Source organism: Streptosporangium sp. NPDC051022 (genome assembly GCF_040683035.1).
In the GTDB taxonomy this organism is placed as follows: Bacteria; Actinomycetota; Actinomycetes; order Streptosporangiales; family Streptosporangiaceae; genus Streptosporangium.
Window position 1 is genome coordinate 569097 of the sequence record NZ_JBFBCF010000001.1, and the last position, 12725, is coordinate 581821.

The window sequence follows — 12725 nt, forward strand, 5'->3', positions numbered from 1 at the left end:
TTCGGTGGCGGAGACGCGGATACGTCGAGACAACGTCCCGGCGGAGACGAGCAGCCTCGTCGGGCGGGAAGAGGAGCTCGACGAGATCGCCGTGCTCATCGGCCAGTCACCCCTGGTGACCCTCACCGGAGTGGCCGGTGTCGGCAAGTCCAGACTGGCCGTCAGGACGGCCGAGCGGCTCCGCGACTCCTTCAGCGACGGGGTATGGGTCGTCGAGCTGTCCGCGGAACAGAACGGAAACCTGGTCGGCCACGACATCGCGGCGGTGCTCGGCCTGCGTGAGCAGGCGGCGCGGCCCCAGGCGGAGGTGCTCGCCGACTTCCTCGCCGACAGGCGGCTGCTGCTGGTCCTGGACACCTGCGACCACCTGATCGACGCGTGCGCGGCGCTGCTGCGCCGCATCCTGTCCGACGCCCCGCACACCCGGGTGATCGCCACCAGCCGCCGGCCGCTCGGCCTGCCGGGAGAGCGGCTCATGCCGATCGAGCCGCTGGCGGTGCCCGAGGAGGACGCCACCGGGTCGGCGGCGGTGCGGCTGTTCACCGAGCGGGCCCGGGCGCTGGTGCCGGACATCACCCTGGATCCGATGGAGGTCGCCGACCTCTGCCGTCGCCTGGACGGCATCCCGCTCGCCATCGAGCTGGCCGCGCGGAGGCTGCGGGCCCTGTCGGTCCGGCAGGTCATCGAACGGCTCGACGACCGGTTCACCCTGCTCGCCGGCGGAAGCGGCATCCCGCTGGGCCGCCACCAGACCCTGCGCACCGCGGTCGGCTGGAGCCACGAGCTCTGCACCGCCGCCGAACGCCTGCTCTGGGCCAGGCTCTCGGTCTTCGCGGGCTGGTTCGACGCCGACGACGCGTGGGCGGTGTGCGCCGACGGGCGGCTCCCCGCGCTCCCGCTGGCCCAGCTGGTCGACAAGTCGATCCTCGTCGCCGAGGGGTCGCGCTACCGGATGCTCGACACGATCCGCGACTATGGCAGGCAGTGGCTGTGCCGGCTGGGCGAGGAGGAGAGGCTGGCCGGGCTTCACCGCGGCCACTACCTGGCGCGGGCGCGCAGGGCCGAGGCCGAGTGGTACGGTCCGCGCCAGCCGCAGTGGGCCGACTGGGCCCGCAGGGTGATGCCGGACCTGGAGGCCGCCCTCGACCACGACGACGGCTTCGAACTGGTCACCGCGCTCTGGTTCGTCTGGTGCTGTCTCGGCCGGGTCCGGCTGGGGCGCCGTCACCTGGAGCGGGTGCTGAACAGGCACGCCGCCCCCGGCCCCGCCCGTACCAAGGCCCTGTGGGTGTACGCGTGGGCGGCGCTCGCCGCGGGCGACACCGCGGCCGCCCGCGACCGGGCCGGCGAGGCGTACGAGGCCGCGATGGCCGAGGGCGACCTCGCCGCCGCCGGGTGCGCCCGGCAGAACGCCGCGGCGACCGCCCTCGTCCTCGGCGACCTTGACGAGGCGGCCCGCCTGGCGGTCGAGTCGGCCGGGCTGTTCGAGCGGGCGGCCCACGTTCACATCGGGCTGCCCGTCGCCGAGATCACACTGGCGACCGCCCACAGCCTCAGGGGCGAGTTCGACCTTGCCGTCGAGGTGCTCATGCGGCAGTGGGCCCGCTGCGTCGAGCGGGGCGAGCTGTGGGCGCGTTCCTCGGGCGACCACGTGCGCTCGCTCGCCGAACTGGGCAGGGGGGAGCACGACGCGGCGGAGGCCTACGCGCGCGCCGCGCTCGGCGTGAAATGGCGCCTGGGCGACGTGGTCGGCGCGGCCATGGCGATGGACCAGCTCGCCGCGACCGCCGTGGCGCGCGGCGACGGGCGGCGGGCCGCCCGCCTGCTCGGCGCGGCCTGGCGGATGTGGACGACCTCCGGTCTTCCCGGACCGGAGCCGTCGCCGTACCTGATCCCCCGCGCGCGCACGGAGGGCCGGGCCAGGGCGCTGGTCGGCGACACCGCGTACGAGCACGCCTTCGACCAGGGAACGATCATGGATTTGGACGTGACCGTCGCGCGAATCCGGGATACCGAGGGCTTCGATCACCTTTAGCATGAATGCGCACGCCGCGAGGAGACTGTGGGATGAGCGCGTTCGTCGGTAGGCGGGGCGAGGTCGCGGAGATCACGGCCCTGTTCGAGCAGGTGCGGCTCGTCACCCTGTCCGGCGCCGGTGGCGTGGGCAAGACGCGGCTGGGCCTGGAGATCGTCCGGAGGATCGCCCCGGGGGCCGCGGTCGTCGACGTCGCCGAGATGGACGGCCCGCAGGCCCTGGTCGTCGCCGTCACCGAGGCCCTCGCCGGATCCACCGGCTCCCTGCTCGTGCTGGACACCTGCGAGGCGCTGGTCGAGGCGGTCGCCCCGCTGGTGAGCGACCTGCTCACCAGCGACCCCGACCTCCGCGTCCTGGCGATAGGCCGCCAGTCGCTCGCGATCCCCGGCGAGCACCTGCGGGTGCTGACCGGCCTGTCCGGCGAGGACGCGTGCGCCCTCCTCGCCGGGCTGAGCGGGGCCTGGCTTCCCGAGGTGTGCGAAAGGCTGGACGGCCTGCCCCTGGCGATCGAGCTGGCCGCCGTACGGCTGCGCACGATGCCCGTCGCGGACTTCCTGGCCGCGCTGGACGACCGGTTCGGCCTTCTCGTCGACGAGGACAGGCCGGGCCCGTCCCGGCACCGGGCGCTGGCCACCTGCATCGGGTGGAGCCACCAGCTGTGCACCGCCGCCGAACGCCTGGTCTGGGCGCGGGTCTCGGTGTTCGCCGGGGAGTTCGACCTGGAGGCGGCGGCCTACGTCTGCCGGGACGACACGCCCGGCGCCGGGGACGGCCGGGGAGACGGTCAAGGGGACGGCCAGGGAGACATGGTCGACGTGGTCGCGGGCCTGGTCGACAAGTCCGTGCTGCTCCGGCACGAGACCGCGGCGGGGGTCCGCTTCCGGATGCTCGACGGGGCACGCGAGTTCGGCGCCGGATGGCTCGCCCTGCTCGGCCAGGAGCACGCGGTACGGCTCCGCCACCACGACTTCTACCTCGGCCTCGCCCGCCGCGCCGAGCGGGAGTGGCCGGGACGCCAGGTGCGCTGGCACCGCAGGCTGCGCCTGGAGGCCGCGAACCTCAGGCTGGCGCTGGAGACGGGCATGGACGCCGGGACCGGCCTGGAGCTGGCCGGAATGCTCTGGTTCCTGTGGGTGTGCTGTGGCATGCACGAGGAGGGACGGCGCTACCTCGACCGGGCGCTGACCCTGGACCGCAAGGCGGGCCCCGCGCGGACCAGGGCGCTGTGGGTCTGCGCCTGGGTCGCCAGCGTCCAGGGCGACCTGCCGGGGGCGGAGGAACGGCTCTCCGAGTGCCGCGCGGGCGACCCCGGCGGCGCCGCGACGGCCTACGTCACCCAGCTCAGCGCGCAGGTCGCGGCCCAGCGCGGCGAGGCCGCCCACGCCGTGCTGCTCATCAGGGACGCCCTCGACCGTCACCGCTCGGCGGGGTGGGTCTTCCCCGGCCTGCTGCCCAGCTACGCCGTCGTGGCCACCTGTCTGCTGGCCCTGGGGGACGTCGACGCCGCGATCGGGATCCTCGCCGACGGTCTTGAGCTCAGCGAGGCGTGCGAGGAGTTCTGGGCCCGATCCCACCTGTGCCATCTCCGTGCCCAGGCGGCCTGCCTGCGCGGGGACGTCACCGCCGCGGGGGAGCACGCCCGCGAGGCCCTGCGGACCGCCCGCCTCTTCGACGACCGGGTGGCCCAGGCCTCCGGGGTCGAGCTGCTCGGTGTGCTGGCGATCGCCGAGGAGCGGATCGACGAGGGCGTGACGCTGCTGGCGGCGGCCCGCGACGCCTGGGCCGCGCTCGGCGGCGAGCACCTGCGCTCGCCGGTCCTGGCCTCGATCGGAGACTCGGCCGCGTCCGTGGTCGAAGACCTGCGCTTCGAGAGCATCGCCGCGCGCCGGGGGAAATTCGACCTCGAAACCGCGGTGAGTTTCGCACTCGGGGAGAAGGAAACCCCACCTGGAGAGGGCAGGCTGACCCGTTCGTGACCCTGACGGTGTGCGATGCGCGCGGAGTGCGCCGCGTGCCGAGTGGAAGGAGCGCGAGCCGATGGAGGGCAAGCCGTGGTGGCGCGGGAACCTCCCCGCGGAGACGAGCGGCTTCGTCGGCCGTGAGAGCGAGGTCAGGCAACTGCTCAAGCTCCTGGGCGAGACGCCGCTGGTCACGGTCACCGGCGCCGGGGGAGTCGGCAAGTCGCGGATCGCCGTCAGGGCGGCCGAGGAGTGTCACGACTCCTGTCCCGACGGCACCTGGCTGGTCGAGCTGTCGGGGGAGCGCGACGGCGACCTGCTCGCCCACATCGTCGCGGCCGTGCTGGGACTGTGCGAGCAGTCGGCCAGACCCCAGACGGAGGCGCTGGTCGAGTTCCTCACCGGCAGGAACCTGCTGCTGCTCCTGGACGCCTGCGACCACCTCACGACCGCCTGTCGCGACCTCGTCACCGGCATCCTGGCCGGGGCCCCCGGGGTGCGGATCATCGTGACCTCCCGGCAGGCGCTCGGGCTGCCGCAGGAGGCGCTGCTGCCCGTCGAGCCGTTCGAGGTGCCCGCTGCCGGCCCGGTGCCGGTGGCGAACGACGCGCTCCGGCTCTTCCTCGACCGTGCAGGGGCCGTACGGCGCGGCCTCGGCGCGGCGGGCACGGGCGAGTCCGCGGCGGAGGGCACAGCGGAGGGCGCAGGGAAGGGCGCAGCGCAGGGCGCGGGGAAGGGCGCAGGGAAGGGCGCGCTCCCCGAGGCTGCGGCGCCGGCGGCCGCGGTGAGGATCTGCCGGAGGCTGGACGGCATCCCGCTCGCCATCGAGCTCGCCGCGGGATGGCTCGGGGACCTCCCGGTCGAGCTGCTCGCCGACCGCCTGGACCGCCGGTTCGAGGACCTGGCCGCGGGCCTGTCAGCGGGCACGACAGCGGGTACGACAGCGGGCACGGCAGCGGGCACGGCGCCGCTCCCGCGCCACCGGATCCTGCGCGCGGCCCTGAGCTGGAGCCACGAGCTGTGCGGCCCGAGGGCGCGGCTGCTCTGGGCCCGCCTGTCGGTCTTCTCCGGAAACTTCGACACCGAGGCCGCCCGATGGGTGTGCGGCGACGAGCACCTGGCCGACGTGCCCGGCCTGCTGGTCCACCTGGCCGACAGAGCGCTGCTCGTGCGGGTCCCCGGCGGTTACCGGCAGCCGGACGCGGTCAGGGAGTACGGCGGGGAACGACTCGTCCGGCTCGGTGAGAGGGCCAGGTTCGTCCGGCGCCACCGCTGCTACCACCTCGACCTGGCCCGCCGCGCGGACGCCGCCTGGTACGGCCCCCGGCAGGAGGAGTGGGCGGCCCGGCTGAGCTTCTCGATCGCGAACCTCCGCCTCGCGCTGGGCACGGGCCCCTCCTCGGCCCCGCCGTCGGCCGAGCTCGCCGGGGCCCTCTGGGTCCTGTGGTCCTGCCTGGGCAGGCTGCGGGAGGGACGCCACCATCTGAGGCGGGCGATCGAGGCCGCGCCCGTCACCGACCCCGCCCTGCCCAGGCTCCTGTGGGCCGACGGCTGCGTGGCCCTGGCCCAGGGCGACCTGGAGTACGGCCGCCGCCGCGTCGAGGCGGCCCTGCCCGCCGCCCTCGGCTGGGACGACCACGCGGCGGCCGGGCACGCCCGGCTCCGGCTCGCCGGAAGCCGCCTGCTCACCGGCGACCTCGACGAGGCCGAGGCCGAGGCCGAGGTGGCCCGCGAGCACTTCGGGCGGGCCGAGGGCGCGACCGTCGGCGAGCCGCTCGCCCTGGTGACCCTCGCCATGGCCGCCACCTGGCGCGGGGAGTTCACCAGGGCCGTCTCCACACTGGAGGAGATGCGGCGGCTGTGCGACGCGCGGGGCGAGCGCTGGGCCCGCGCCTGCGGTGACTACGTGCTCTCCGTCGCCCAGCTGAGCCTGGGCCGGGTGGCGGAGGCGGCCGTCGCCGCCAGACGGTCGCTCGACGTCAAGTGGCGCTTCCGCGACGCGACCGGCGTGGTACTGGCCCTCGACCAGCTCGCGGTGATCGCCGCGATCCAGGGGGACGGCTACCGTACGGCCCGGCTGCAGGGCACGGGAGTGCGGCTGTGGGCGCTCTTCGGGCTGCGCGGGCGCGGCTCCGAGAGCGTGTCGGAGCCCAGGACGGTCGCCGAGCGCACGGCCAGGCAACTGCTCGGCGACGACGTCTACGACGCGGTCTTCGCCCAGGGACGCGACGACGATCCCGGCTCGGCGGTCGCCTACGCCCTCGGCTGACCCGGAGCCGGCGCGTCCGCCGGGCGGCCCGGGCCGGGCGCCGGATCGGGGGCCGCCAGCCAGTCGTCGACCTCCCGGAGCAGCTCCTTGCGCACCCCCTCCGGCGCGGCCGACGCCCTGATGGACTGCCTGGCCAGCTCGGCCAGCTCCGCGTCGCGGAAGCCGTAGACGTCTCTGGCCAGCTCGTACTGGGGCAGCAGCCGCGCGCCGAACAGCAGCGGGTCGTCGGCGCCCAGCGCGATGGGCACCCCCGCCTCGAACAGCCGCCGCAGCGGCACGTCCTCGGCCCGCTCGGCGACCCCGAGCCCGACGTTGGAGGTCGGGCAGACCTCGCACGCGATCTGCCGGGCGGCCAGGCGTTCCATCAGCCTCGGCGACTCGGCCGCCCGCACGCCGTGCCCGATCCGGTCGGCGCCCAGCTCGTCGAGGCACTCCGCGACGCTGTCGGCGCCCATCAGCTCCCCGCCGTGCGGCACGGCCAGCAGCCCGGCCCGCCTGGCGAGCCTGAAGGCCCCGTCGAAGTCGCGCGCCCGGCCGCGGCGCTCGTCGTTGGAGAGCCCGAACCCGACCACGCCCCGGTCCATGTGCCGGGAGGCGAGGCGGGCGAGCGTCTTGGCGTCCAGGGGGTGCCGGGTCCGGTTCGCCGCGACCACGACCGCGACCCCGACGCCCGCGTGGAGGGAGGCCCTGCGCGCGGCGTCCAGCATCAGCTCCAGGGTCGGGGTGAGCCCGCCGAACCACTGGGCGTACCCGGAGGGGTCCACCTGGATCTCCAGCCACCGCGACCCCTCGGCCGCCTCGTCCTCGGCGGCCTCCCGCAGCAGCCGGTAGACGTACTCCTCCCGCTTCAGGACGGCCCGCGCGATGTCGTAGAGCCGCTGGAAGCGGAACCAGCCCCGCTCGTCGGTCGCCCGCAGCCGGGGCGGCCAGTCCTCCTCGAGGGCGTTCGGCAGGTGCAGTCCCTGCTCGCGGGCGAGCTCGATCAGGGTGGTGTGCCGCATCGAGCCGGTGAAGTGCAGGTGCAGGTGGGCCTTGGGCAGGTCGGTGAGCGGGCGTGGCATTTCCATATGGTGCCGTACGCCGGGCACTCCGCGGTCGTTTTCGCCTGTGGTGACGGTGGTGACCGGTGGTGACGGTGGTGATGTACACGACGGGCCCGGGCCGTCACGGCCCGGGCCCGTCGATCCGCGCGGGCGCCGTGTGGACGCCGTGCGGTCAGCTCTGGCTCAGGAACTTGGCGACCCGGCCGACGCCCTCGACGAGGTCGTCGTCACCGAGCGCGTAGGACAGGCGGAAGTAGCCGGGGGTGCCGAAGGCCTCGCCGGGCACGAGGGCGACCTCGGCCTCCTCCAGGATGAGCTCGGCCAGCTCGGCGGACGTCCCGGGACGCCTGCCGCCGAAGTCCCTGCCCAGCAGCTCCTTGACCGACGGGTAGGCGTAGAAGGCGCCCTTCGGCTCGGGGCAGAACACGCCCGGGATCTCGTTCAGCATGCGGACCATGGTCTGACGGCGGCGGTCGAAGGCCTCGCGCATCTTCGCCACTGCGGACAGGTCGCCGGAGACGGCGGCCAGGGCGGCGATCTGGGCCACGTTCGAGACGTTGGAGGTGGCGTGCGACTGCAGGTTGGTCGCGGCCTTGACGACGTCCTTGGGGCCGATCAGCCAGCCGACCCGCCAGCCGGTCATCGCGTAGGTCTTGGCCACGCCGTTCAGGACGACGACCTTGTCACCCAGCTCGGGGACGACGGTCGCGATGCTCGCGAACGTGGCGTCGCCGTAGGTGAGGTGCTCGTAGATCTCGTCGGTGACCACCCACAGGTCGTGCTCGGCGGCCCAGCGGCCGATCTCCTCGACCTGCTCGGGGGTGTAGACCGCGCCCGTCGGGTTGGACGGGGAGACGAACAGCAGGACCTTGGTGCGCTCGGTGCGGGCCGCCTCGAGCTGCTCGACGCTCGCGAGGTAGCCGGTGGTCTCGTCGGTCACGACGTCGACCTGGACGCCGCCGGCCAGCTTGATGGCCTCGGGGTAGGTCGTCCAGTAGGGAGCGACTACCAGCACCTCGTCACCCGGGTCGAGGAGCGCGGCGAACGCCTCGTAGACGGCCTGCTTGCCGCCGTTGGTGATCAGGATCTGGGCGGCGTCGACCTGGTAGCCGGAGTCGCGGAGCGTCTTGTCCGCGACCGCCTGCTTCAGCTCGGGCAGGCCGCCCGCCGGCGTGTACTTATGGAACCTGGGGTTGCGGCACGCCTCGACGGCCGCTTCGACGATGTAGTCGGGAGTCGGGAAGTCCGGCTCGCCCGCGCCGAAGCCGATGACCGGGCGGCCCGCCGCCTTCATTGCCTTGGCCTTGGCGTCCACGGCGAGCGTGGCGGACTCGGAGATCGCGGAGATGCGCGCTGAGATGCGAGGACGGGTCATGCATCCATGGTTACAGACCTGTGGCGCGCTTTCCGCGCCGCGGTGGTGTCCCGGAGAGGTGGCGCGCGCCCGCGGGAGGCGGGAAGTCCGTCCGGAGAGCCCGGCGCGGGCCCGGTGCGGGGCCGGTGAGGGGCCGGAAAGGGCCGCGACCTGGGCGATCACCGGGCGACCCCCCGCCGGTTCGACGTGGGGGCCATTCCCACGTAGACTCCCGCATGGTCGCGACGCCGAAAGCGTGAATCGGCGGTCAAGACCGTGAGCCACGGACAAACTTCGGTCCAACCGATGTATGGTGGTTCATGTCTTAGGGCACTAGCGCAATTGGTAGCGCACCGGTCTCCAAAACCGGCGGTTGGGGGTTCGAGTCCCTCGTGCCCTGCGAGGAGCGGTCCGCGCATCAGGGCGTCTAGCGCGCCGCAGACATGCGTTGGACTCGACGGAGCAGGTGAGGACTGTGGCGATCGACACGCGCGGCGAAACCGCAGACAAGCCGAGCGGTGAGAAGAAGACCAAGCGCACTTCTCCCGCCCTTTTCTATCGGCAGGTCATCGCCGAGCTGCGTAAGGTCATTTGGCCTAACCGCAAAGACCTTCTTTCCTATACCACGATCGTCCTGGTCTTCGTTCTGATCATGGTCGGAATCGTGTCCGCGCTCGACGCGGTGCTCACCGAAGGTGTGCTGCGGGTCTTCGGCGGAGCCTGAGCCGCATCCGGCGGATCGCCCCCCGTAAACTTCATCAGCCCATCGACGAAAGAGAATGAGCCACCGTGTCCGAGTCTGTACAGCCGGCCGGCGAGTCCCGCGAAGAGCGGACGGGCGAGCCGGAAGAGGTCGTCGGCGTCGCGGAGGACTCGCTCGCCGAGTCCGCCGAGTCTGACGTCGATGCCGACACCGAGACCGATGAGGTCGCGGCCGGCGGCATCGACGAGGACGAGGACGACGAAGAGGAGGAGGCCGAGGAGGTCTCCGCCGGGCAGGTCGACGAGGACGGTGACGTCCTTCCCGACGTCGACCCGATCGAGGAGTTCAAGCGCCAGCTGCGCAGCCAGTACGGCGAGTGGTACGTCATCCACTCCTACGCCGGCTACGAGAACCGCGTGAAGTCCAACATCGAGACCCGCACGCAGTCCCTCAACATGGAGGACTACATCTTCCAGGTCGAGGTGCCCACCCACCACGTGACCGAGATCAAGAGCGGCAAGCGCCAGCTGGTCAAGGAGCGGGTGCTTCCCGGCTACGTGCTGGTCCGGATGGAGCTCACCGACGAGTCCTGGTCCGCGGTCCGCAACACGCCCGGTGTGACCGGTTTCGTCGGCCTGTCGAACAAGCCGAGCCCGCTGAGCATCGACGAGGTCGCCAAGCTGCTGGCACCCGAGCCGTCCGAAGAGGTCAAGAAGTCGACCGCCAAGGTCTCCACGGCGACCGTCGACTTCGAGGTCGGCGAGTCCGTCACGGTCATGGACGGCCCCTTCGCCACCCTGCCCGCCACGGTCAGCGAGATCAGCGCCGAGTCGCAGAAGCTCAAGGTGCTGGTCTCCATCTTCGGTCGTGAGACCCCGGTCGAGCTCTCGTTCAACCAGGTCTCGAAGATCTGAGCGGTCACATAAACTAAGACGTTCGGAGGCCGTGTCTCGCGAAGCACGGCCTTCCGACATGCTCCCCGTGTCTGCGTGGGAGCCGCATCACCCCGATTAGGACCCGGAGAGAACCATGCCTCCTAAGAAGAAGATCGCGGCACTGGTCAAGGTCCAGCTTCCCGCTGGCCAGGCCACGCCCGCCCCCCCGGTCGGTACCGCCCTCGGTCCGCACGGCGTCAACATCATGGACTTCGTCAAGCAGTACAACGCTGCCACCGAGGCCCAGCGCGGCAACATCATCCCCGTTGAGATCACCATCTTCGAGGACCGCAGCTTCACCTTCGTCACGAAGACGCCTCCGGCGCCTGAGCTGATCAAGAAGGCCGCCGGTGTGGCGAAGGGCTCGGCCGTCCCGCAGAAGGACAAGGTCGGCAAGCTCACCAAGGAGCAGCTGCGCCAGATCGCCGAGACCAAGATGCAGGACCTCAACGCCAACGACATCGAGGCGGCCGAGAAGATCATCGCCGGCACCGCCCGGTCGATGGGCATCACGATCGCCGACTAGCGGAAAACGGCGAGCCGGGACCCCGAGGCCGGTGACGTGGACGCGGATCGATGTCCACGGGACCGGGTGAGGGCCCGACATCGGCGGGTGCGACGGTGATCGCGCTCGTCACCACAACCTCGAAGTAAGTGGAGGGGCCACGCGCTGGCCCGGACCACGGACACTCGGATTCACAGGAGTGAGCAAGTGAAGCGCAGCAAGGGTTACCGCGCCGCAGCGACCCAGATCGACAACGAGAGCCTCTACAGCCCGGCCCAGGCGGCCAAGCTGGCCAAGGAGACCAACGTCGCGAAGTTCGACGCCACCGTCGAGGTCGCTCTGCGGCTCGGCGTCGACCCCCGCAAGGCCGACCAGATGGTGCGCGGCACCGTCAACCTCCCGCACGGCACCGGTAAGACCGCCCGGGTCCTGGTCTTCGCGACCGGTGACCGTGCCGAGGAGGCCCGCGCCGCGGGCGCCGACATCGTGGGCGCCGACGACCTGATCGACGAGGTCGCCAAGGGCCGCCTCGACTTCGACGCCGTCGTCGCGACCCCCGACCTCATGGGCAAGGTCGGCCGCCTGGGCCGCGTGCTCGGCCCGCGTGGTCTGATGCCGAACCCCAAGACCGGCACCGTGACCCCGGCCGTCGGCAAGGCCGTCACCGACATCAAGGGCGGCAAGATCGAGTTCCGTGTCGACCGGCACGCGAACCTGCACTTCATCATCGGCAAGGTGTCGTTCGACGAGCGTCAGCTCATCGAGAACTACGCCGCCGCCCTCGAGGAGGTGCTGCGTCTCAAGCCGTCCGCGGCCAAGGGGCGTTACCTGAAGAAGGTCTCCTTCTCCACCTCCATGGGCCCGGGCATCCCGGTCGACCCGAACGTGACGCGGGCGATGACCGCCGAGCTCGACGCCTGATAGCAGACGTCTTCCGCGGAAGGCCTCAACCGAATGGCCATTCGGTTGAGGCCTTTCTTCGTACTTGTGGAGGAAGCGCCCCGCAAGGCCCCGGCGTAAGGTCTTAGACAAGTCCATCGGGGGACACGAAGGAGTGAAGACGAATGCGCCGATTGGCTCCCGCACTCACACTGGGAGCGGCCGTGCTGGTCGCGGTCACGGGATGTGGTGCGCAGAGCACCGCTTCTCTCGGAAACGTCAAGCTGGCCGCCGCCGAGGCGGTACAGCAGAGCGCGCAGAGGGCCGGGGAGGTCACTTCGTACTCCGCGGACCTCTCGCTCGACGCCACTGACGGCAAGCAGGGCGGCGGCAAGATCCAGGGCAGCGTGCTCTACCAGAGCAAGCCGCAGCTGGCGACCGACGTCACGCTGGACACGATCACCTTCGACGGGCAGAACGTCCCCGGAGGGGTCCGGGCGATCCTCACCGGTGACACGGTCTACGTGAAGTCGGAGCTGCTCAAGAGGTTCGCCGGCAGCGGCAAGCCGTGGCTCAAGGCGTCACTCAAGGATCTCGACGCCAAGGGCCAGGAGGGTGTCACGGACCTCCTGGACAGGGCCCAGCAGTTCGACCTGGCGGGAACGGTCAAGCTGCTGACCGCGTCGAAGGACGTCAAGGCGGTCGGCACCGAGACGGTCGGTGGGGTCGAGACGACCCACTACAGCGGCACCTTCCCGGTGGACGCGGCCGCACAGGTGATCGACCCGGCCCGGCGGGAGCAGCTCCAGCAGGAGCTCTCGCGGGTCAAGAACGTGAAGTTCGACCTGTGGGCCGACGCGGAAAGTCTGCCCCGCAAGGTCACGCTCAGCGGCTCCGAGCAGGGAGCCGTGTTCAACCTGGCCGCGGCGTTCAAGGGCTTCAACGAGCCCGTGACGATCACGGCCCCGCCCGCCGACCAGGTGGGCGACCTGCCGAAGAACCCCGGTGTCGCCGGCGACGGCAACTGAGGTCAGAGGTTCGCGT

The 12725-nt window shown here is 72.0% G+C and carries 10 protein-coding genes and 1 tRNA gene; 9 read left to right on the forward strand and 2 right to left on the reverse strand.

All coding sequences use genetic code 11. The features are described from left to right. Positions 1–4: 4 nt before the first annotated feature. From AB0N02_RS02710 to AB0N02_RS02720, 3 genes are all read left to right on the forward strand, one after another. Positions 5–2035, forward strand: a complete 2031-nt coding sequence (locus tag AB0N02_RS02710) for an AAA family ATPase (RefSeq protein WP_363941824.1) — start codon at positions 5–7, stop codon at positions 2033–2035. 32 nt (positions 2036–2067) lie between these two features. Next, a complete protein-coding gene (locus AB0N02_RS02715) occupies positions 2068–4011 on the forward strand; it encodes a hypothetical protein (protein ID WP_363941827.1) in 1944 nt (647 codons plus the stop codon). Between the two features lie 61 nt (positions 4012–4072). Then, the gene (locus AB0N02_RS02720) at positions 4073–6262 is read left to right on the forward strand and encodes an AAA family ATPase (protein ID WP_363941829.1); all 2190 of its coding nucleotides are present in this window, start codon (positions 4073–4075) and stop codon (positions 6260–6262) included. On the opposite strand, the gene AB0N02_RS02725 is transcribed toward AB0N02_RS02720, so the two are convergent. Continuing rightward, a complete protein-coding gene (locus tag AB0N02_RS02725) occupies positions 6247–7323 on the reverse strand; it encodes an adenosine deaminase (RefSeq protein WP_363941831.1) in 1077 nt (358 codons plus the stop codon). The genes AB0N02_RS02720 and AB0N02_RS02725 overlap by 16 nt on opposite strands. Positions 7324–7477: 154 nt before the next feature. After that, complete coding sequence (locus tag AB0N02_RS02730) at positions 7478–8680, reverse strand: pyridoxal phosphate-dependent aminotransferase (RefSeq protein ID WP_363941834.1); 1203 nt, start codon at positions 8678–8680, stop codon at positions 7478–7480. A 306-nt stretch (positions 8681–8986) separates the two neighbouring features. Here AB0N02_RS02730 and AB0N02_RS02735 point away from each other — a divergent pair. From AB0N02_RS02735 to AB0N02_RS02760, 6 genes are all read left to right on the forward strand, one after another. Continuing rightward, positions 8987–9059, forward strand: a tRNA-Trp gene (locus AB0N02_RS02735). Positions 9060–9134: 75 nt separating this feature from the next. After that, complete coding sequence (secE, locus tag AB0N02_RS02740; protein ID WP_363941836.1) at positions 9135–9383, forward strand: preprotein translocase subunit SecE; 249 nt, start codon at positions 9135–9137, stop codon at positions 9381–9383. Positions 9384–9448: 65 nt separating this feature from the next. Beyond that, entirely contained in the window at positions 9449–10276 is an 828-nt protein-coding gene (nusG, locus tag AB0N02_RS02745; RefSeq protein WP_363941839.1) for a transcription termination/antitermination protein NusG, read from the forward strand. A gap of 115 nt (positions 10277–10391) precedes the next feature. Continuing rightward, positions 10392–10823, forward strand: a complete 432-nt coding sequence (gene rplK / locus AB0N02_RS02750; protein WP_184712590.1) for a 50S ribosomal protein L11 — start codon at positions 10392–10394, stop codon at positions 10821–10823. Between the two features lie 186 nt (positions 10824–11009). Further along, positions 11010–11723: a 50S ribosomal protein L1 gene (gene rplA / locus AB0N02_RS02755; protein WP_363941842.1), complete on the forward strand. Its 714-nt coding sequence runs from the start codon at positions 11010–11012 to the stop codon at positions 11721–11723. Between the two features lie 143 nt (positions 11724–11866). Beyond that, the gene (locus AB0N02_RS02760) at positions 11867–12709 is read left to right on the forward strand and encodes an LppX_LprAFG lipoprotein (RefSeq protein ID WP_363941845.1); all 843 of its coding nucleotides are present in this window, start codon (positions 11867–11869) and stop codon (positions 12707–12709) included. The last annotated feature ends 16 nt before the right edge of the window (positions 12710–12725 follow it).

Excerpts from the sequence above, each read along its gene's own strand:
- AB0N02_RS02715 (WP_363941827.1), top strand. The coding sequence starts at position 2,068 with ATGAGCGCGTTCGTCGGTAGGCGGGGCGAGGTCGCGGAGATCACGGCC.
- AB0N02_RS02720 (WP_363941829.1), top strand. The coding sequence starts at position 4,073 with ATGGAGGGCAAGCCGTGGTGGCGCGGGAACCTCCCCGCGGAGACGAGC.
- AB0N02_RS02725 (WP_363941831.1), bottom strand. The coding sequence starts at position 7,323 with ATGCCACGCCCGCTCACCGACCTGCCCAAGGCCCACCTGCACCTGCAC.
- AB0N02_RS02730 (WP_363941834.1), bottom strand. The coding sequence starts at position 8,680 with ATGACCCGTCCTCGCATCTCAGCGCGCATCTCCGCGATCTCCGAGTCC.
- rplK (WP_184712590.1), top strand. The coding sequence starts at position 10,392 with ATGCCTCCTAAGAAGAAGATCGCGGCACTGGTCAAGGTCCAGCTTCCC.
- AB0N02_RS02760 (WP_363941845.1), top strand. The coding sequence starts at position 11,867 with ATGCGCCGATTGGCTCCCGCACTCACACTGGGAGCGGCCGTGCTGGTC.